This window comes from Lentibacillus sp. (assembly GCF_035301925.1).
Lineage (GTDB): Bacteria > Bacillota > Bacilli > Bacillales > Amphibacillaceae > Lentibacillus.
Genome location: NZ_DATGTI010000023.1, coordinates 1 through 20,407, shown reverse-complemented (window position 1 = coordinate 20,407; position 20,407 = coordinate 1). Strand labels below are relative to the sequence as shown.

Genomic DNA, 20,407 nt, shown 5'->3' with positions numbered 1-20,407 from the left:
TTTCCCGGCGTATGGGAAAGCACCTATTTTAATCAGTTGACAGCGTTTTTTCAGGGTTGCTCGTTATTCCTGATTATGCTGATTGGATTGATCTTCTTCCACGTCATCCAATTGCTGTTCTTTATCTTCCGGGATTGATTTTTTATTCTGATCTCCTTCATCAGGCCGGTCTTCGTTGATTGGGAAATCCGGCATGTAACGGCCCACAATGGCAGATAACTCGTCTATAAACCCTTGCACGGGGTATCCCTGTGCTATTTTATCACCCATGTTACGTATGCGTTCAACAACATCACCATCAGCTACCACGACGGCAGTTTTTCCATACGGATCTTTTTGCAATGCTTCAAGAACTGAATATTTGATGGAGCCGACTCGCGAACGATCCAAATCCTTGTCGACATCAATGCCAACAACGGCATACGGTCCTGCAACAACAGAAGTGGCATCCTGAACATCGGGAACATCACTTGCAACATTAGCTAAATGAGAAGCAATCTCAGTATTGGTAAAATCCTCTTGTTCAACCGGATCGGAATCTTCCACTTGGATAAAACGTTCATTATTCTCGTTTTCCTCAGGCAATGATTGTTCTTCCTGATTTTGTTGACATCCCATAAGCAGTGTAAAACTCATTAAAGACAGTATTCCTAAGCGTAGCAGCATATATACTCCTCCTTTATGATCAACAAGGAATTACTGTCTTTTAGTTTGGTTGAACAGATGTAAATTATACGAAAAAGCTGTTCAAATCCCAAAGCATGAACAGCTTATCATTCAGTTGACAATAATTTTTTGAATGCCCTTAATGGGATTTTCCCGGTTGGAACCATCACTGTATAATAATTGAACTGGTCCGTCTTCTTTCAGCGGCTTGCCGTTCAGGGCAAATAGCAGATAGCTTTTTGCCAGCGTATCCAGCGGAATGTTATCTTCACCATTCGCTGTTTCGAGGGTGACGCTATTAGCATCCTCCTTGATTTCGGCATAACGCAGGAAATCCGATATAGGCATAACATAGGAGTTTTCCAGGAATTTTTGACCTTCTTTTCGGGAGATGCTTTTATTGCTTTTGTTAATAGGCGGCTTGAGATTTTGCTGATAAACTTCTTGGCTGAAACGATTAGCAGCTTTATCCAGATCATCCTTTTCATCCTCTTTTGGCGCATCTGGGTTAAATGCTTCTTCAAGCAATATTTTTCGGTCATCAAAAATCCATACCGTTGGATCCAATGTTATGGTGTATGTAACGTTACCGGTTATTTGAACGATCAAATTCAATCACCTCTTCTATAACATATTCTTAATCAAGAATAGCAGACATGACATGATTTTTCATCATAAAAAGACCCGATTATTGCTAATTTCATTTGCATTTTAACGATACAAACGGTAATATAAATTATAAGGTAGTCTTATTAATGGAGGGATATTATTGATTCCAGAGGTGACGGAAACACATCGTGAAAAAGCCTATGCCCTTCTTAAGGCTGATGCAGCTAAAATACACAAGCTAATAGAAGTGCAGATCGACAATTTAACAATGCCACAATGCCCTCTATATGAAGAGGTTCTGGATACACAAATGTTTGGACTTTCAAGGGAGATTGATTTTGCGGTGCGATTGGATTTAATCAGCGAGAGTGAAGGTAAGGCGCTTCTCGAAAATTTGGAAAGGCAGCTCAATAGATTGCATGAAGCAGCACAAAATTCTGTGTGATGGTTTTTGTGTGATGCAGTAAAACTTTGCCTGTTTGGGGTGGCAAGGTTTTTTTATTTAAACAGGCTGTCAGTTTAATACGGCAGGTGGGCCAAAAATAGGTTACACTAATAAAAATATATGTTATACTAAACAAAATTTCTGTTCATCTGCTTGAGTCCCAATTAAACGGACAAGCCCAGTCGGCTGAATGTTTCCAAGTCAGTCTGTTATTGAATGAAGTGTCATTTTAAGATTACATACTTTTGGGGAGAAGCAGGATGGTAAAGGAATTAAAAAATTATGATTTCACACTGGTGATTACACCAATCCTATTAACAGCGTTTGGAATTGTCATGATTTATAGTGCAAGTATGGTTTTGGCAGTTGTGGAGGGGCATGAAAGCACACATTATCTAATACGGCAAATCCAATGGTTTGCGCTGGCACTGGCAGGATTCATCACGACGAGCATTTTCCCGTATAAGTATTATCAGAAATTGATAAAAATGATTGTCCTCGTCATTGTTGCTTTGTTGGCAGGCGTACTTATCTTCGGGAATACCGCCAATAATGCCAAATCGTGGTTTGACTTTGGGCCGGTCAGTCTGCAACCCGCTGAATTTGCCAAGCTTGGTTTGATTATCTATCTTGCTTCGGTCTATTCAAAAAAACAGAATTACATTAATGAGTTTAACAGAGGTGTCTTGCCCCCGTTAATATTGACTGCCATTATATTGGCTTTGATTGTGCAGCAGCCTGATATCGGTACGGCTGCCATCATTTTTCTGATTGCCTGTACTGTCATTTTCAGTTCAGGTATCCGCTTTAAGCACCTGTTTATTCTCGCATTGGTTGGTTTGGCTTTAGTGGCACTGGCAATTCCCAATATGGTAACAGATGAACGTATCAGCAGATTTGCCGGTGCCTATCAGCCATTTGAAAATCCGGATGATGACGGGTATCATCTGATTCAATCCTATTTGGCTATCGGTGACGGCGGACTCATTGGCGAAGGGCTTGGCCAGGGTGTTCAAAAGCTTGGTTATCTTTTAGAGCCGCACACTGACTTTATAATGGCTGTCATTGCTGAAGAATTGGGATTTGTTGGTGTGGTCATTGTCGTTGGTATGCTGGCCATCATCGTTTTGCGTGGATTGTTTATCGCCAGGAAGTGTTCCGACAGTTTCGGAGCACTGTTGGCAATTGGCATATCTTCAATGGTAGCGACCCAAACATTTATCAATTTGGGAGCCATTAGCGGCCTTCTCCCCATTACAGGTGTTCCGCTTCCATTTGTCAGTTATGGCGGGTCATCACTGCTTGTCATGATGATAGCTATGGGGATTATGAATAACATTGCAAAATCAGTTAAAAAGAAAGAACAGGAACCTGTGCCTGTCAATAAAGAAGGTACTAAAAACAATGTATTTCGTAATAGAGGAGGAAGAACATGGGAGAGAGAAAACAGATCAATAAGGTTTTAGTTGCAAACCGGGGAGAAATTGCCATACGTGTTTTTCGGGCATGTACCGAACTGAATATCCGTACGGTTGCTATCTATTCACAGGAGGATACAGGCTCTTATCATCGATATAAAGCTGATGAGGCGTATCTGATTGGTGAGGGCAAAAAGCCGATTGAGGCATATCTTGACATAGAAGGGATCATTGAACTTGCCAAAAATGTAGATGTTGATGCGATTCATCCGGGTTACGGGTTTCTGTCGGAAAACATTGAATTTGCCAGACGCTGTGAAGAGGAAGGCATTATTTTCATTGGACCGACCAGTGAGCATCTGAATATGTTTGGTGATAAAGTGAAAGCACGGATTCAGGCAACCAATGCAGGATTACCTGTTATCCCAGGTACAGACGGCCCTGTTTCATCACTGGGTGAGATTAAATCATTCGGTCAAAAGCACGGTTATCCGATCATCATAAAAGCGTCATTGGGAGGCGGCGGCCGCGGGATGCGTATCGTCCGCAGCGAGGAATCACTTGCTGAAGCGTATGATCGTGCGAAATCGGAAGCACGGGCAGCGTTTGGCAGTGATGAGGTCTATTTGGAAAAGCTAATTGAAAACCCTAAACATATTGAAGTTCAGGTGATAGGCGATGACCACGGCAATACGGTTCATTTATATGAGCGTGATTGCTCGGTCCAGCGCCGGCATCAGAAGGTCGTTGAAGTTGCACCGAGTGTGTCTGTGCCGGATAAATTGAGGCTGGATATGTGTCAGGATGCCGTTAATCTCATGGAAAATGTCGGTTATGTCAATGCGGGAACGGTTGAATTTTTGGTGACTGATAACGATTACTATTTTATTGAAGTTAACCCGCGGGTTCAGGTGGAACATACCATTACAGAGATGATCACGGGTGTCGATATCGTTCAGACACAGATCAAAATTGCATCAGGTCAAAACTTGCATGATGAGTCCATTGGTATTCCGCAGCAAAAAGATATTAAAACACTCGGTTATGCCATCCAGTCGAGGGTCACGACAGAGGATCCGCTGAATAACTTTATGCCGGATACCGGAAAAATCATGGCGTATCGGACAGGTGGCGGTTTTGGTGTTCGGCTTGATGCCGGCAATGGTTTTCAAGGTGCGGTTATTTCACCACACTATGATTCATTATTAGTCAAGGTATCCACATGGGCTCTGTCGTTTGAACAGGCTGCACAAAAAATGGTCAGAAATTTAAAGGAATTCAGGATTCGCGGAATCAAAACGAACATTCCATTTTTGGAAAATGTTATTTCACATGAACAGTTTTTATCTGGTGAATACAGCACAACGTTTATTGACCAGACACCGGAATTGTTTGTTTTTCCAAAACGTAAAGACCGCGGAACCAAGATGCTGACCTATATTGGGAATACAACTGTCAATGGTTTTGAAGGACTGTCGCAAAAAGAAAAGCCATCGCTGGTCATTCCGCCGGTACCAAAGGTCAATCAACAGGAAACAATACCTTCAGGGACGAAGCAGATTCTTGATAAACATGGACCGGAATATCTGGCCGACTGGTTAAAAGAACAAAAAAGGGTCATGCTTACCGATACAACGTTCCGTGATGCGCACCAATCGTTACTTGCCACTCGGATCAGAACAAAAGATTTAGTGCATATTGCAGAACCGACTGCCCGTTTGTTACCGCAGCTGTTCTCTGTGGAAATGTGGGGAGGCGCGACGTTTGATGTTGCATATCGCTTTCTGAAAGAAGATCCTTGGCAGCGGCTATTAATACTGCGCGAGAAAATGCCGAACGTATTACTGCAGATGTTATTGCGCGCGAGTAACGCTGTCGGCTATAAAAACTATCCGGACAACCTGATCAAAGAGTTTGTTGAAAAGAGTGCAACGGCTGGAATTGATGTATTCCGGATTTTTGACAGTTTGAATTGGGTGGAAGGCATGAAACCGGCCATTCAGTTTGTACGGGAAAATGATAAAATTGCCGAGGCATCGATGTGTTATACAGGCGATATTCTTGACGTCGGCCGTTCAAAATATGATCTTGACTACTATAAGAACCTGGCTAAGGATCTTGAACAATCGGGCGCGCATATTCTTGGCATCAAAGACATGGCTGGGCTGTTAAAACCTGAAGCAGCCTATCAGCTGATTTCCACACTGAAGGAAACGGTAGATGTTCCGGTTCACTTGCATACACATGATACAAGCGGCAACGGTATACACATGTATTCCCGGGCAATTGCAGCAGGGGTTGACGCAGTGGATGTTGCCAATGCGCCAATGGCAGGCATGACATCACAGCCAAGTGCCCAATCGCTGTATCACGCTCTTGAGGGGACAAGCCGCCAGCCTGATCTGAACATCGATGCTTATGAAAAATTGTCCCATTATTGGGAAGGTATCCGTGATTATTATCAGGATTTTGAAAGTGGCCTGAAAGCACCCCATACGGAAATTTATTTTCATGAAATGCCTGGGGGACAGTACAGTAATTTGAAACAGCAGGCTAAAGCGGTTGGTCTGGAAGAGCGTTGGGATGAAGTCAAAGCGATGTTCAGGCGCGTCAACGAAATGTTTGGTGATATCGTAAAAGTGACGCCATCATCCAAAGTGGTTGGCGATATGGCATTGTTCATGGTACAGAATAATTTGACTGAAGACGATGTTTACGAACGTGGAGAAACGATTGATTTCCCTGAATCGGTCGTAGAATTTGCACAAGGTTATATTGGGCAGCCATACCAGGGCTTTCCGAAAGAACTCCAGCGCATTATTTTGAAAGGGAAAGAACCCATTAACGAGCGTCCGGGCGAATTGCTCGAGCCGATTGATTTTACGAAAATGAGGGATTCCCTCTATCATTCACTTGATCGCCCGGTAACAGAGTTTGATTTGATTTCATACGCACTGTATCCTAAAGTGTTCATGGATTATCATAAATTTTACGAAACATATGGCGACATTTCAGTTCTGGACACGCTGACATTTTTCTATGGCATGAAATTGGATGAAGAAATCGAGGTTGAAATTGAACAAGGGAAAACGCTGTTTGTCAAACTTGTTTCCATTTCCGAACCGCGATCAGACGGAACACGTGTCATTTATTTCGAATTGAATGGTCAGCAAAGACAGGTCGTTGTAAAAGATGAAAGTGTCCAGTCGAAAGTGGAAACAAGACCGAAAGCAGATCAGAACAACGAAAAGCAAATAGGTGCCTCAATGCCTGGAACAGTCGTGAAAGTGGTTTGTGATAAAGGCGAAAAGGTTCAAAAAGGTGATCACCTGCTGATTAATGAAGCCATGAAAATGGAAACAACCGTTCAGGCGCCATTCTCCGGGGTCATAAAAGATGTTTATGTCAAAAACGGTGATGCTATTGCAGCCAATGATCTGCTGATAGAATTTGAATAACGAAAAAGGGTAACGGATGATTGTCCGTTACCCTTTTTCGTAACTGGCACTTCTTGATGCCAGTAAAACAAAATAACTGAGCATGGCAAAGTAAATGGAGATTATGAGCGCATGCATTAACGCGATTCCGAGGTTCAGCATTGTGAATATAATCATTGCCCCGAAAAACACTTGCAGCGTAATAAGTGCAGCCGTTATGCACCAGCCCCAGCTCATGATCCGGTTGCCGCGATAATGCCTGGCCATTCTGATAGCGAGAAAAATTGTCCATATGAATAGGATCCCTGCGGCCAGTCGGTGCCCCATCTGAACCCATTGTTCAAAGCTGTAATTGGCGAATCCCAGGGGTGCACCATTATTGCAGAACGGCCAGCTGCCGCAAACTAAATTCGCCTCGACATGCCGTACTAATGCCCCGGTATAGACCACGATGATGGTATATAAGGTAATCACGTATATTTCAGTCCGGTGTTTTTTTTCAATCATCAATGATTTTGTATCAAATTTCGTATCAATCTCAAAAATCAGGAGCATTAGCAGAAATATGGCTGTAAACGAGATAAGCGAAATTCCAAAGTGTGTTGCCATAATAAAATCCGACTGATTCCACACGACCGCCGCTGCCCCGATTAACGCCTGTAAAATCAGGAAAAATGATGACATGAATGCAAGGAATTTCACTTCTCTTATATGTCCAATAAATATCCATGAAAGAATGGATAATGCTAATACAACAACCCCCATGATGCCGGAAACCAAGCGGTGACTGAGTTCGACTATCAGCTCAGGTGTTATGTCGTCAGGGAATAACTGTCCTTCGCAAAGTGGCCAGCTTTCCCCACATCCCAACCCGGAATCGGTCTTTGTGACAAGGGCACCCCCGATTAAAACAAACACCATCCCCAATGAAGCAACTACAGAGAGCAACTTTAAAGTTCTAATCATAAGATTGCCTCACTTTATGTCATGTTGTGCTGTTGCACTTATAAAGGTTGTTCAAAAAGTCCGGAAAAATCACACATCGAGATAAAGGATCTTCGACTAAATATCGACACGTCCTGTGTATAACGTCGTGGAAGCTCGTTGGCTTGTTTCTTCGCTCCTTGCAAAAGCAAAGCACTAATACTCGCGGTTCGCGTGCGATGCGGATTCATGGAAGTATTCCTTGTGCTAACGTATCTGAATGTACGGCGGATCTTCTGCTGAAAGCGTCCACTAATCGCCAACCGCAGAAGTCACCACAACACGCGCAAGCCCACTGTTCGATAACTGCGCCGCCTCGAACTTCTCGGTCCTTTTTCCCGCATGTAATGGTCAGTAACCCGCCAAAATACGGTAACTAACTGACCTTAAATGCCTGATTCGGCCCGGGCCTGCACGATGCAGGTCACAAAGGCGTTGTAACAGGACGTCCAAGTTCTTAGCCTTTGTTCCTTAATATCAGTGGAGAAAAGCACTCCACTGAATGAGGTTTCGCTTTATCCTCCTTTTTGAACACGCACTTATTTCATAATATCATGGTTTTGGTGCATGAACCAGGATAATTCACTTTTTATATCGTAACATGATTTAAACCTGTTTTCACTATAAAAATGTAAAATACTCTTGCATTCCAGGCCATTCTTTGCTAAAAATAAGTTAGGGGATATTGTTTGGCTTCATACCTTCAAGCTTGCTGTCATGGGAAAACTACATAAGATGAATTAATATGATAAAGGCTTTTAGGCCTTTCATTTTATTTTTAGCATCCTTTTCACAAATTCGTCACAATTTGTAATGCTTTGAAAAAGGGATTGATGCAATGTAGTTAAATAGATTGTATTGAAATTCCATGATACAATTGGGCTGAATTGAAGGATACTTTTGGAATACTAAGCCATGATAAGTATGATGCCTGTTATTATTATGTGCCTTTTGTTGGGATGAAAAGGGGGGATAAACAACAATGGATAAAGTGGAGACAACTTCTTCACCGATTATTGACAAATCCGCTGAAACAAAAAGTAAAGTTACGACATTTTTTGCAGATTTCAAATCACTGATAAAAGTAGGGATTGTGAATTCAAATTTAATCACGACGTTTGCTGGTTTCTGGCTGGCAATTCACTTCACAAATGCCTCTTTTATCGCCAATTGGGATATTTTTCTGCTGACAATGGCGGGGAGTGCACTAGTAATTGCAGGCGGATGTATGATGAACAATTGGTATGATGCCGATATTGATCCAATTATGTCGAGGACAAAAAATCGCCCGACAGTTACAGGGAATATACCACTCAACCGTGTGCTTGCGATGGGTGTTTCGGTAACCGCCCTTGGACTGGTTCTTTTGCTGCTTACAACAATGAAAGCTGCTATTATTGCATTTTTCGGTTGGTTTGTTTACGTCGTTTTATACACGATGTGGTCCAAACGCAAGTATACACTTAACACGGCAATTGGCAGTTTCTCAGGAGCAGTGCCACCGTTAATTGGTTGGGCAGCCGTTGACCCAAGCCTTGATACAATGGCTTTTGTATTATTCCTGATCATGTTTATTTGGCAAACACCGCATTTTCTTGCATTGGCCATGAAGAAAACCAAGGAATACAAAGCTGCAGGTGTGCCAATGCTACCAGTAGTACATGGTTTTGGGATGACGAAACGGCAAATTGTCGTCTACATTGCATGTTTATTGCCGCTCCCATTTTTAATGGCACCATTGGGTACAGCATTTATGATTATTGCGACATTACTCAATGTTGGCTGGCTGGTATTAAGCATCAGCGGGTTTTTTACCAAGAATGATTTTAAATGGGCAAATATGATATTTATTTACTCATTGAACTATTTAACGATTTTGTTTTTAATGATGGTTGTCGTGACATTGGAATTCCCCTTCATTTAAACTTGTTAATTCGTCATAAGTACGCAATACAGAAGTTATTAGAAGAAAGAGAGGTATGGATACATGAAAGGTTGGATGGGAAAAATCCGGGCAATTTCTCTGTTAGGTTTAACAGCGATTGTACTATCAGCATGTGGTAAGGAGAATTTAACAGCTCTGGATCCAAAAGGTTATGGAGCAGAACAGTCATTTAATTTAATCGTCCTGACAACCATTGTCATGCTGTTTGTCCTTGCTGTTGTACTGGTTGTCTATACAATCGTACTGATTCGTTACCGAAAAAAGAAAGGGCAAGAAAACTATATTCCTAAACAGGTAGAAGGCAACAAAACGCTGGAAACGGTCTGGACAATTATTCCAATCATTTTGCTGCTTATCATTGCAGTGCCAACAGTAACAGCTACATTTGATTTGGCAGATGAATCTGAAGCAAGCGATAGTTTGAATGTCCAGGTAACCGGTAACCAATATTGGTGGCATTTTAATTATAAGGGACAGGAAATTCAAACAAGTCAGGATTTGTATGTACCAGTCGGTGAAAAAGTGTACTTAAATATGAAATCATCCGATGTTATCCACTCATTCTGGGTTCCTACTATCGCTGGCAAGATGGACGTAAACCCGGAAAATGAAAACACAATGTATATTGAAGCCTATGAGGAAGGTGTTTATTGGGGTAAATGTGCTGAGTTTTGTGGCCCATCCCATTCACTCATGGACTTTAAAGTTGTGGCTGTAAGTCAGGAAGAATTTGATCAATGGGTACAGGATATGCAGAATGTTGATCCGGAAGCACAGCCTGAAGATGCTGTAGCACAAGAAGGACAATCATTATTCCAGGAGAAAAATTGTATGTCCTGTCACGCAATCGGTTCCTCACCGGCTCAAGTCGGTCCAAATTTGACTAACTTTGGAGACCGCTCGACACTTGCAGGTGTAGAAGATTTGACAAAAGAAAATCTTAAGCAGTGGATTGTGGATCCGGAATCCATCAAACCAGGAAATAAAATGACTGGTAATTACCCGGCAGTCTCCGATGACGAGGCAGGTAAGATTGCAGAGTACTTATTGCAATTACAGCCATCTGAAGTTACACCTGAAAGTGCAGGTAATTAAAGGGATGGAAAATTATAAAGGGAGGTTAATATTTTGAGTATCGCAGCTTCTCAAAAAAGGGGTTTCGGAGCAGTTTTATGGGATTATCTGACAACTGTCGACCATAAAAAAATTGCGCACTTGTATTTGATCGGCGGCGGATTTTTCTTTCTGCTTGGCGGACTGGAAGCCTTGGCTATTCGTATACAACTGATTGTACCGGAAAACGACTTTGTCAGTGCTGGCTTCTATAATGAACTGCTGACAATGCACGGAACAACGATGATTTTTCTTGCAGCCATGCCGCTGTTATTAGGTTTAATGAATGCGGTTGTGCCAATACAGATAGGTGCGAGGGATGTCGCTTTTCCTTTTCTGAATTCATTGGGATTTTGGCTGTTTATGTTTGGCGGACTGCTTCTTAACGCCAGCTGGTTCCTGGGCGGTGCACCTGATGCCGGCTGGACAGCATATGTCCCGCTGTCGGTTACTTCACCGGGACACGGTGTAGACTTTTACGTGATGGGTCTGCAAATCGCAGGTGCAGGTACATTGATTGGTGGTATTAACTTTTTGGCAACAATCGTTACAATGCGTGCACCTGGTATGACCTATATGCGTATGCCTTTATTCTCTTGGACGACTTTCATCACAAGCATACTCATTTTATTTGCTTTTCCGGCATTGACAGTAGGCTTGTTTCTCCTTATGTTTGATCGTATGTTTGGCTCGGCATTTTTCGATGTCGGCCTTGGCGGGAATGCGATTATTTGGCAGCATTTATTCTGGATTTTCGGTCATCCGGAAGTTTACATTTTGATATTGCCGGTATTTGGGATATTCAGTGAGGTTTTTGCCACATTTTCCAAAAAACGGCTGTTCGGCTACACCGCAATGGTGTTTGCTACGATGCTGATTGCATTTTTAGGATTTATGGTTTGGGCACACCATATGTTCACAGTTGGTTTGGGCCCTGTTGCTAACTCGATTTTTGCGATTGCAACTATGGCAATTGCAGTTCCAACCGGAATCAAAATATTTAACTGGCTTGCGACAATGTGGGGCGGCCGGATAACGATTAATTCAGCGATGCTATGGGCATTGGGTTTTATCCCTACATTTACAATCGGTGGAATGACAGGTGTCATGGTTGCTTCCGTTGTTGCGGACTACCAGTACCATGATACGTATTTTGTTGTCGCACACTTTCACTATGTTATTGTCGGTGGTACCATCTTTGGTATTATGGCAGCGATGCATTACTGGTGGCCAAAAATGTTTGGCCGTATCCTTCATGAAGGCATGGGCAAGCTGACATTCTGGACATTTTTCATCGGTTTCCATTTGACGTTCTTCATTCAGCACTTCCTTGGACTGATGGGGATGCCTCGCCGTTATTGGGTATTCCTGGAAGGACAGGGACTTGATTTAGGAAACCAGATCAGTACGGTTGGCGCCTTCTTTATGACATTCGGCGTGATTGTATTTCTGATTAATATTGTTTATACAGCGGTTAAAGGTGAAAAAGCTGCCGATGACCCTTGGGATGGACGTACGCTCGAGTGGGCAGTTGCTTCTCCGCCGCCACACTATAATTTTAAGCAGACACCGCTTATCCGTGGGCTGGATGCGCTGTGGATCGAAAAGATGGAAGGTAAAGGCAGACCGACACCAGCTGAACCATTAGGCGATATTCATATGCCTAATTCATCGTTCCTGCCATTTATGATATCACTTGGATTGTTTATAGCAGGCTTTGGGTTCATTTATCAGGTCGACTATGATTGGGCATACATCTTGTTATTTGGCGGTATGGCAATTGCGTTGGCCTCAATGTTGACCAGATCATTGAAAGATGACCTTGGCTACCATATACCAAAAGACGAACTCGAAGAACGGGAGGCTGACTGATTATGAGTCAAGATCATACCTTGAATCCGGAAATAATGCCGAACGAACCGGAAAAGGCTACGCAGGAAGGTAAAAATAAATTTATCGGCTTCTGGTTCTTTCTTGGTGGTGAAACCGTACTTTTTGCCGCTTTATTCGGCACGTACATTGCATTGCGCAATTCAACAGCTGACGGTCCGACAGCAAATGAGCTGTTCGGACTGGAGCTTGTCTTCCTTATGACTATTTTGTTATTGACAAGTTCCCTGACAAGTGTTTATGCCATGTACCATATGAAAAATAATGACTTTAAGAAAATGCAGTTGTGGCTCGGAATAACGGCTCTGCTTGGTCTTTCCTTTTTAGCCTGTGAAATTTATGAGTTTACACATTATATCACTGACTTTGGTTTCACTTTCCGTTCATCTGCATTTGGATCTGCTTTCTACACATTAGTCGGCTTCCATGGAGGCCACGTCACATTCGGTATGGCATGGCTGATTGCGATCATGATCCGTAACGCAAAGCGCGGCTTGAACTTGTACAATGCACCGAAATTTTATACGTTCAGTCTATACTGGCACTTTATTGATGTCATATGGGTGTTCATTTTCACAGTTGTATACCTGATGGGAAAGGTGGGTTAATGAATGGCAGATAATACCAATTCCAACAAAGTTAATCCATTTCAGAAACAAAAGAACAAAGAAGAAATGCAAAAACAACTGATCACCTTTGCGTTAATGATCCTGTTGACGATTATTGCTTTTGCAATTGTCGCAACGGGTGTGATGACTAGTATGTTTACCGGCCTTGTCCTGTTAATGCTGGCACTGGTGCAAGTGGGATTTCAGCTGTATTACTTTATGCATATGAAGGATAAAGGACATAGCATGCCAGCTGTCATGATTTATGGCGGTGTTTGGGCAGCCATTCTTACACTCGCTGGACTCGGCGTTATCACTTGGTGGTAACTTTGATAAAAGATCGGGAGTTATTCCCGGTCTTTTCTTCTTTGTTTGAAAAATTGTCATATTGTGAGTGTGTGTCTTGGGCTAAAATACGTTATAATAGAATGTACTGATTTATACACCCGTATATGGAGTGAATGTCTATGTGGCTCAATCTGCAAATATTTGGTTTTCGTGCATTATGGAGTCCCTATTATCTTTTGTTTATCCTGGGACTTGCTTTAATATATTTTTTAATAACTGGTCCTTACCGGCATAAATTTGGTGGTGAAGGGGAAGGAAAGCCGTCCGGAAAACAGCAGTTCTTCTTCTATGGAGGTCTCGTTCTGTTGTATGCTGTTAAGGGGGCACCGGTCGACTTATTGTCGCACATCATGCTGACGGCTCACATGATTCAAATGGCTCTTTACTACATTGTCTTCCCTATTTTTATTATCAAAGGAATTCCTGTGTGGTTATGGCGAAAAATTGTAGACAGACCGGTCGTTAAACCTGTTTTGAAATTTTTCTCATTTCCACTCATATCGTTATTATTATTTAATACGCTATTCTCACTTTACCATTTGCCGGTTATATTTGATTTTTCAAAATCATCTCAAGTGGCTCATTCATCCATATCTGTCATTATTTTAGTTGCGGCATTTATCGTTTGGTGGCCGATATTATCGCCCTTAAAAGAATTTGACCGGATACCGCCATTGGGTAAGATATTCTATATTTTTGCCAATGGCGTGTTAATCACACCCGCATGTGTTCTGATCATTTTTGCAGATACACCTGTATATGCTGCCTATACACAGGACGGGGCTTGGCTGCAGGCATTGGCCCTTTGTGTACCGACTGGTGTCCTGCAGGGCTTGACTTCATCAATATCAGGTCCTGAAATGTTCTCACCTATGACAACATTGGAAGACCAGCAATTAGGCGGTATCATTATGAAAGTGATGCAGGAAATAACGTATGGGATTATTTTGGCAAAAGTGTTCTTTCAATGGTTTAGCCCGAAAAGTTTGCAAGTTGATCCATTACCTGCTAACCCGTATGAACAAGGTTAAAAGAATAAAAGAACAGCAGATCCCTGCATCTGGGATCCATGTTTTTATCCCGCATATAATGGACAGTAATCCGGCAAAGAACGCCGACTAACTGTCCCTAAATGTCCGATTCTGCTCAACTAACATTCAATGGGGAAAAGCGCCCATTGAATGAAGTTTCGCTTTATCAAATAGAGAGAGGGATTAGGAATTTATGCCATTTTTACCCACAATAAGCACGCTGTTTATTGTTATAAGTGCTGTTTTAGTTGCAATCGGGTGGCGCTTGATTGTGAAGGGAAAGCCTAAAGCACATAAGAAAACGATGATCTCTGCAGCAATTAGTGCTTTGGCATTTTTTGTCATTTATGTATCAAGAACCATCTTTATTGGAAATACAAGTTTCGGCGGACCGGAGGACATTGAGGTCTATTATACGATCTTTTTGATTTTCCATATTATCCTGGCAACTACCGGTGCTATATTCGGTGTTGCAACGCTAACATTGGCGTTAAAGCGAAAGATACGTATTCACAGGAAAATCGGCCCCGTTACAAGTATTATCTGGTTTTTTAGTGCAGCTACGGGCGTTATGGTCTATCTGTTCTTGTACATCATTTATGACGGCGGCACAACAACCAGTATGATTAAGGCTATACTAGGGAGCTAAAAAGAAGTGTGCTGAGTATTATACTCAGCACACTTTAAAATTTAACATTCCATTTTATGATCTCTGCTTCCCTTGCAGAATTGAATGCTATCAGGCACAATGGTCCAAGGATAAACCCAAGGAGTCCCAGCAGTTTGACACCAAGAAACATGGAGATTAAGGTTGCGAGCGGTGAAAGGCCGATATGCCGGCCCATTACTTTAGGCTCCACGGTTCTTCGGATAGCCAATAGAATGATTGCCAGTATAGCCAATTGCACGCCCAATAACAAATCGCCTGCTATGAAGGCAATGACAGACCATGGTCCCAGCACGGCAATTGAGCCGATGATCGGGATGAAATCGATCAGCCATATAATCAGCGACATAATAATGGCGACATTTGGGGTGAATAGCATCAATCCAATAAGTGTGACAACAAAAATGATGATACTGACCAGAAACTGGGCTTTAAAGAAACCGAAAATGACTTCTGATAGGCGTCTGTTCATGAATGCCACTTTTTCAGCGGTTTCTGTCGTCATCAGCTTGTAGAATTTTGATTTAAGGACCGGTAGTTCAAGCATGAATAAAAATAAGCCAATTAAATAAACGATAAAACTGACCAGATATTGGGGAATCTCGGCCACAAACTGTGCAATCCGCTCAATTGTGATTGTTTCCTTTAACGTTTCGCTCATTGAAGTAAGCTGGGATTCGATTGTATCCGTTACCTGTTCATAAAATTCTGCCGGAAGATTCTCGGTATACTTTTCAAATCCGGATTCCCATTTTCCATAAATTTTGTTTAGTTCTGTAACATATGAAGGAATGCCTTCAACAAAATTAACCACTTGGGTGACTGCCTTCGTTACAAGGAATGTTCCGCTTATTCCCAAAAAAACCAAAAATAAAAGAAAAACAATAATGACGGCCGTTTTTCTGCCTATTTTCACTTTCTTCTGTATCAACCGGACGAGCGGATTCAAGATTAATGCCGTAACCAATGCAATGACTAATGGGATGGATATTGGTAAAATGAAGAATAAAATGAGCAATAAAAAGATGGCTAAAAAAATAAGTGTCCACTGGCGCTTAGTGATTGATTGAAACAATGTAAATGGAACGCTCCTTTCATTCATACGTCGGTAAATAAAACGGTAGTATGTATTTTGTTATGGAGGGTCTTTATTTTCATGTTATAATCTTCTATTCTTCACTGGCATTAAGAACAGTTAAACGATACAATCCGCTCAAAGAACGTATGCAATCGCAGTATCAGTATTAAAAAACCAACCGCTTTCAAATGTTAAAGCAGTTGGTTTGGTTAAACGTACTCAAAAATAACGGTTTTTGAACCGTTATTTTTTATATTTATCAATGTCATCCTTAACTTTTGTGACCAGGCTAAAGGCACGATTCACGAGGTTTTCCGGAAATTTTTCATCTTCACCGTATTCGACACCATGTGGATAATAATGCTTGCCCAAAAGTGGTGTCATTAGCTGGATAACAGCATTTCCACGGTCAACATCTCCTTCTATGGCATAACCTTGTATACGAATATAGTATGTAATATTTTTTTCTTTGGAACCAATTTTATAATCATATGTCACACGCTCATAATCCCATTGTCCGGCACGAATGAAAGCATGATTCCCCATCAGGCGGTCTAATGGTTTTACATCGACAGTCGCTTCCTCAATTCCTGTATTTTCCAATTTCATATTATACACCTCACATAATTGTCCTGACATCTTAATAATAGTAAAAAAGCTGATCACTTGCAATCGAAAAGGAATGAAATAATCATGAAAGATATTTGCTTATTTGGGAAAGATTAAAATGTAAATATCTTTACTAGGAGGTTTTGGAATGAAAAGTGTAAAAGATGTCATGAGTACAGATATCGCTGTATGCCGAAAAGAGGATACACTATATGATGCGGCATCCAAAATGAAAGAAAATGGTGTAGGGGTTATCCCTGTTTGTTCCGAAAACAAAGAGCTGATGGGTGTTATCACCGACCGTGATTTGGTATTAAGGGGCTATGCTGAGAAAAAACCTGATACGACAACAGTTCAGGAAGTCATGAGCGATCAGCTCTATCATGTATCAGAGGACACATCAGTACAAGAGGCGGCTGACATGATGGCACAAAAGCAAATTCGCCGGCTGCCGATTGTAGAAAACGGTAAACTTGCCGGTATCGTTTCTCTTGGCGACCTTTCATTGGAGGATAAATCAAACGAAGCAGCAGGAAGTGCCCTTGAAGATATTTCAGAACGGCCAGAGATCCATTAATGTTGTATAATAAAAGCAACCGTTATCAAGAAGGTTGCTTTTATTTACGAATAATTCATTTACTGAGTTGTCGACACATATAGATATTATAGACAGATTTACAAGTTTTAATAGAAGGGGAAATACATATGCGGTCAATCCGATTCGGGGTATTATTATTGCTGGCAGTTTTCAGTGTTTATTTTTTATTGGAAAAAGGTGACTTTCTGGCAGAGCGTCCTGGTGAATATGCCAGTACTGGTCTAATACAAAGGGAGTATAAACTTGAGCCAAAAGAAGTGCCGGAAAAACGTTCGTCCATTCCTTTAGAAGGCGACACGTATCAGTGGATGAATAAAACAACAAATCAATTGGAAGAAAAATGGGGGGAACCATTTCGAAAAGATCCGAGTGCCTATGGGTATGAGTGGTGGGTATATACGGATGAACAAGATCGTTATATCCAATTTGGAATTGATGATAACCAGGTTAAATCGGTTTATGCACTTGGGAAGGATTTATCAATTGAGCCTGCTGAAATTGGACAAGCCTATGATGCAGTCAAAAAAGAGTTTTCATTTTCGAATGAAGTCATATATAACAAAGATTTTTCTTCCTATACATTCCGGCTGACTGATGAGGCGTTACAGGAACGTCCTTTAATTAAGGTTACGGATGATATTTTCCTGCAGCTGTACTTTGATACCTTTACAGATAAATTGTCTGCTGTTCGGATGCTATCCGCTGACATTCTGCTGCTTCATCGCCCATATGAAATCCAGTATCGCGGAAAGCTGACAAATAAACCGGATTTTTCTGAAGAACAATGGACACAAATTGAACAAGGAGCCCAGCAGCATATATTCCACATATCCAACGTTATCCGCAGTCAACATGACAAATCAGCGCTGGTATGGGATGAAGCGGTCAGTGAAGTTGCGTACCTGCATAGCCGGGATATGGCAAAAAACAACTACTTTTCCCATTATGGCCAGGATGGTGGTGGCTTAAAAGAGCGCTTGGCTGCAAAGGATGTATTTTATCAGGCTGCAGGGGAAAATATCGCCGCTCAATATCCGGATGCAATGGCTGCCATCCATGGCTGGCTGAACAGTGAAGGTCATCGTGAAGCATTGCTGAAGGATGAATTTACACACCTGGGAGTTGGTGTTCACCGCTTTTATTACACACAAAATTTTCTGCAAAAACCATAACAACAGATGTAAAAAACTGGACCATTTTCGGGCACAGTGTTTGCCTATTGTTCATAAACTAATGAGTAACAGATAATGGTACTGAGGTGAGTTGTCATGAGTGATAATCTCCATCCGAGTGTCCGGGAATTCAAAGGATTTTTGCAGCGGCATCCCAAGCTGGTCGAGGAAGTGAGGAAAAGCGGCAAGGGCTTTCAGGAATACTATGAAAAATGGGCGTTACTAGGGGAAGATGATCCATTTTGGGATCAGTTTAAAAAAACCGGCAAAACCGGTAAATCGGAAAACGGTGCGAAACAGGGAAAAGCAGAACTGATGGAACGGCTGATTCGAATGTCTGAAAATATAGATTTGGATAAATTGCAAAAGCAAGTCGATAACATTAACAACACGATTACAACCGTACAGGGTCTCTTGGGACAATTCCAATCAACAAAAGGTCCTCAGCAGCAGCCATTCAACAACCATAATTTATTCAGCACCTTCAAGGATTAGGGGTGGCATGATGCAGGCAGCAGTGTACGACTATTTAAAACAGCATCCTGAATTAGCCCATTTCGTCCGGTTTAACCCCGCATGGTACCGCTATTTAACAAGGGAACCCCATAGGATACGGGAATTGGAAAAAGTTTCGAAAGAGTTTTATGGTAAAACATTTTCCCAGCAAATTGACAAAGTTGGCAGTCATGTCCAAATGGTTAACATGCTCATCAATTTTGCCGATGCCATGAAAGACTGAACGCGTTCCCTGTTTTATTCTTGCTTATTCCATGATAAGATAATGGTGGAGGTGACATTATGATAGGAACGATTGAATATGCAGACATCCTGGATCACTCTGAGTTCGTAAGTGAGATGGTCTTAAAGTCTGATGTCATGGAATCCTATGAAGATGCCCGAAGAGCTCTTAATGAAGATAGAGAGGCACAACAGCTGATTCAGGCGTTTAATGATATAAAGGATCAATATGAGGAAGTCCAGCGATTTGGCAGATATCACCCTGATTATAATGAGATTATGAAAAAGGTGCGTTCGTCAAAACGTCAAATGGATATGAATGAAAAAGTGGCAGCATTTAAAGTCGCTGAACGGAACTTACAAAAGATGCTTGATGAAATAAGCGCTTATATTGCTTTAAGTGTAAGTGACGAAATAAAAGCGCCAAAGGATGGTGCAGCGCTGACCGATGTAGGATGCGGCCACGGAGGAAAGTGCGGCTGTAAAGTATCTTGATGTCCAAATCAGATTCTGATACACTAACTGCAAATGGAATGATAGTGAGGATTTTTAATGAGAACGAAACGTCAGGGATTGATTATATGGTTTCAGCATATGAAAAACATAAAACATATTAAACGGTACGGCCATTTGCTTTATGCATCCAAGAAGCTCAAATACGCGGTTATCTACGTTGATCAGGAATTTTTGGAAAACATAGAATTTAAATTGCTGAAACTGCCTTTTGTAACAAAAGTGGAACGTTCTTATAAGCCTTTCTTGCGTACCGATTTTGAAAATGCTAAACCGGATAAGGCTAAACAATACGATTATAAAATGGGTATTTAACCTTTGCGGTGGATACATATGATGACCGCAAAGGTTTTTTTATTAAGGTTCATGCTTTTTTTCCGTGGCAGTTGATATAAACTGCGACGTAAGTGCTATGTTGATTTCCGTTCCGGCCAGTCGCTTTCCGCGGGCAACGCTTCAGCCTCCTCGGAAGAAAAGCACTTCCTGCGGGGTCTTCAGCTGTTGCTTTTCCCGCAGGAGTCGACTGGCCTCCACTCCA

The 20,407-nt window shown here is 41.7% G+C and carries 21 protein-coding genes; 16 read left to right on the top strand and 5 right to left on the bottom strand.

Translation table 11 applies throughout. The features are described 5' to 3' along the window. Positions 1-63 precede the first annotated feature (63 nt). Positions 64-666, bottom strand: coding sequence for a YhcN/YlaJ family sporulation lipoprotein (locus VK080_RS02410; protein ID WP_324223205.1), 603 nt, complete (start codon positions 664-666; stop codon positions 64-66). A 111-nt stretch (positions 667-777) separates the two neighbouring features. After that, a complete protein-coding gene (locus tag VK080_RS02405; RefSeq protein WP_324223204.1) occupies positions 778-1,275 on the bottom strand; it encodes a hypothetical protein in 498 nt (165 codons plus the stop codon). Between the two features lie 163 nt (positions 1,276-1,438). On the opposite strand from VK080_RS02405, the gene VK080_RS02400 reads away from it, so the two are divergent. The 3 genes from VK080_RS02400 (at position 1,439) to pyc (ending at position 6,596) form a co-directional block, all read left to right on the top strand. Next, the gene (locus VK080_RS02400; RefSeq protein WP_324223206.1) at positions 1,439-1,720 is read left to right on the top strand and encodes a YlaN family protein; all 282 of its coding nucleotides are present in this window, start codon (positions 1,439-1,441) and stop codon (positions 1,718-1,720) included. Between the two features lie 260 nt (positions 1,721-1,980). Next, positions 1,981-3,186: a putative lipid II flippase FtsW gene (gene ftsW, locus VK080_RS02395; protein ID WP_324223203.1), complete on the top strand. Its 1,206-nt coding sequence runs from the start codon at positions 1,981-1,983 to the stop codon at positions 3,184-3,186. After that, positions 3,153-6,596, top strand: a complete 3,444-nt coding sequence (pyc, locus tag VK080_RS02390; RefSeq protein WP_324223202.1) for a pyruvate carboxylase — start codon at positions 3,153-3,155, stop codon at positions 6,594-6,596. The genes ftsW and pyc overlap by 34 nt, the downstream gene beginning before the upstream one ends. A gap of 27 nt (positions 6,597-6,623) precedes the next feature. On the opposite strand, the gene VK080_RS02385 is transcribed toward pyc, so the two are convergent. Beyond that, positions 6,624-7,541 (bottom strand): heme A synthase, encoded by a 918-nt coding sequence (locus VK080_RS02385; RefSeq protein ID WP_324223201.1) that lies wholly within the window; start codon positions 7,539-7,541, stop codon positions 6,624-6,626. Between the two features lie 1,000 nt (positions 7,542-8,541). On the opposite strand from VK080_RS02385, the gene cyoE reads away from it, so the two are divergent. The 7 genes from cyoE (at position 8,542) to VK080_RS02350 (ending at position 15,143) form a co-directional block, all read left to right on the top strand. Beyond that, entirely contained in the window at positions 8,542-9,483 is a 942-nt protein-coding gene (cyoE, locus tag VK080_RS02380; protein ID WP_324223200.1) for a heme o synthase, read from the top strand. 63 nt (positions 9,484-9,546) lie between these two features. Further along, positions 9,547-10,599 (top strand): cytochrome c oxidase subunit II, encoded by a 1,053-nt coding sequence (gene coxB / locus VK080_RS02375; protein ID WP_324223199.1) that lies wholly within the window; start codon positions 9,547-9,549, stop codon positions 10,597-10,599. Positions 10,600-10,632: 33 nt separating this feature from the next. After that, positions 10,633-12,489: a cytochrome c oxidase subunit I gene (gene ctaD / locus VK080_RS02370; RefSeq protein ID WP_324223198.1), complete on the top strand. Its 1,857-nt coding sequence runs from the start codon at positions 10,633-10,635 to the stop codon at positions 12,487-12,489. A 2-nt stretch (positions 12,490-12,491) separates the two neighbouring features. Further along, positions 12,492-13,115 (top strand): cytochrome (ubi)quinol oxidase subunit III, encoded by a 624-nt coding sequence (locus VK080_RS02365; RefSeq protein WP_324223197.1) that lies wholly within the window; start codon positions 12,492-12,494, stop codon positions 13,113-13,115. A 3-nt stretch (positions 13,116-13,118) separates the two neighbouring features. Further along, positions 13,119-13,442 carry a cytochrome c oxidase subunit IVB gene (ctaF, locus tag VK080_RS02360; protein ID WP_324223196.1) on the top strand — a complete coding sequence of 108 codons (324 nt, stop codon included), beginning with the start codon at positions 13,119-13,121 and terminating at the stop codon, positions 13,440-13,442. Between the two features lie 140 nt (positions 13,443-13,582). Next, a complete protein-coding gene (ctaG, locus tag VK080_RS02355) occupies positions 13,583-14,494 on the top strand; it encodes a cytochrome c oxidase assembly factor CtaG (protein WP_324223195.1) in 912 nt (303 codons plus the stop codon). A gap of 193 nt (positions 14,495-14,687) precedes the next feature. Then, complete coding sequence (locus VK080_RS02350; protein WP_324223194.1) at positions 14,688-15,143, top strand: DUF420 domain-containing protein; 456 nt, start codon at positions 14,688-14,690, stop codon at positions 15,141-15,143. 34 nt (positions 15,144-15,177) lie between these two features. On the opposite strand, the gene ytvI is transcribed toward VK080_RS02350, so the two are convergent. Together ytvI and VK080_RS02340 are read right to left on the bottom strand one after the other, a co-directional pair. Continuing rightward, positions 15,178-16,236 (bottom strand): sporulation integral membrane protein YtvI, encoded by a 1,059-nt coding sequence (ytvI, locus tag VK080_RS02345; RefSeq protein ID WP_324223193.1) that lies wholly within the window; start codon positions 16,234-16,236, stop codon positions 15,178-15,180. Positions 16,237-16,482: 246 nt separating this feature from the next. Beyond that, positions 16,483-16,848: a YugN family protein gene (locus tag VK080_RS02340; RefSeq protein ID WP_324223192.1), complete on the bottom strand. Its 366-nt coding sequence runs from the start codon at positions 16,846-16,848 to the stop codon at positions 16,483-16,485. A gap of 148 nt (positions 16,849-16,996) precedes the next feature. On the opposite strand from VK080_RS02340, the gene VK080_RS02335 reads away from it, so the two are divergent. The 6 genes from VK080_RS02335 (at position 16,997) to VK080_RS02310 (ending at position 20,184) form a co-directional block, all read left to right on the top strand. Further along, a complete protein-coding gene (locus VK080_RS02335; RefSeq protein ID WP_324223191.1) occupies positions 16,997-17,425 on the top strand; it encodes a CBS domain-containing protein in 429 nt (142 codons plus the stop codon). Positions 17,426-17,553: 128 nt separating this feature from the next. Next, positions 17,554-18,618, top strand: coding sequence for a CAP domain-containing protein (locus VK080_RS02330; protein WP_324223190.1), 1,065 nt, complete (start codon positions 17,554-17,556; stop codon positions 18,616-18,618). Positions 18,619-18,714: 96 nt separating this feature from the next. After that, positions 18,715-19,113 carry a YlbD family protein gene (locus tag VK080_RS02325; RefSeq protein ID WP_324223189.1) on the top strand — a complete coding sequence of 133 codons (399 nt, stop codon included), beginning with the start codon at positions 18,715-18,717 and terminating at the stop codon, positions 19,111-19,113. 7 nt (positions 19,114-19,120) lie between these two features. Beyond that, positions 19,121-19,357 carry a YlbE-like family protein gene (locus VK080_RS02320; RefSeq protein WP_324223188.1) on the top strand — a complete coding sequence of 79 codons (237 nt, stop codon included), beginning with the start codon at positions 19,121-19,123 and terminating at the stop codon, positions 19,355-19,357. A gap of 59 nt (positions 19,358-19,416) precedes the next feature. Beyond that, positions 19,417-19,851: a YlbF family regulator gene (locus VK080_RS02315; protein ID WP_324223187.1), complete on the top strand. Its 435-nt coding sequence runs from the start codon at positions 19,417-19,419 to the stop codon at positions 19,849-19,851. A 57-nt stretch (positions 19,852-19,908) separates the two neighbouring features. Continuing rightward, on the top strand, positions 19,909-20,184 hold the full coding sequence (locus tag VK080_RS02310; protein ID WP_324223186.1) for a YlbG family protein: 276 nt from the start codon (positions 19,909-19,911) through the stop codon (positions 20,182-20,184). The last annotated feature ends 223 nt before the right edge of the window (positions 20,185-20,407 follow it).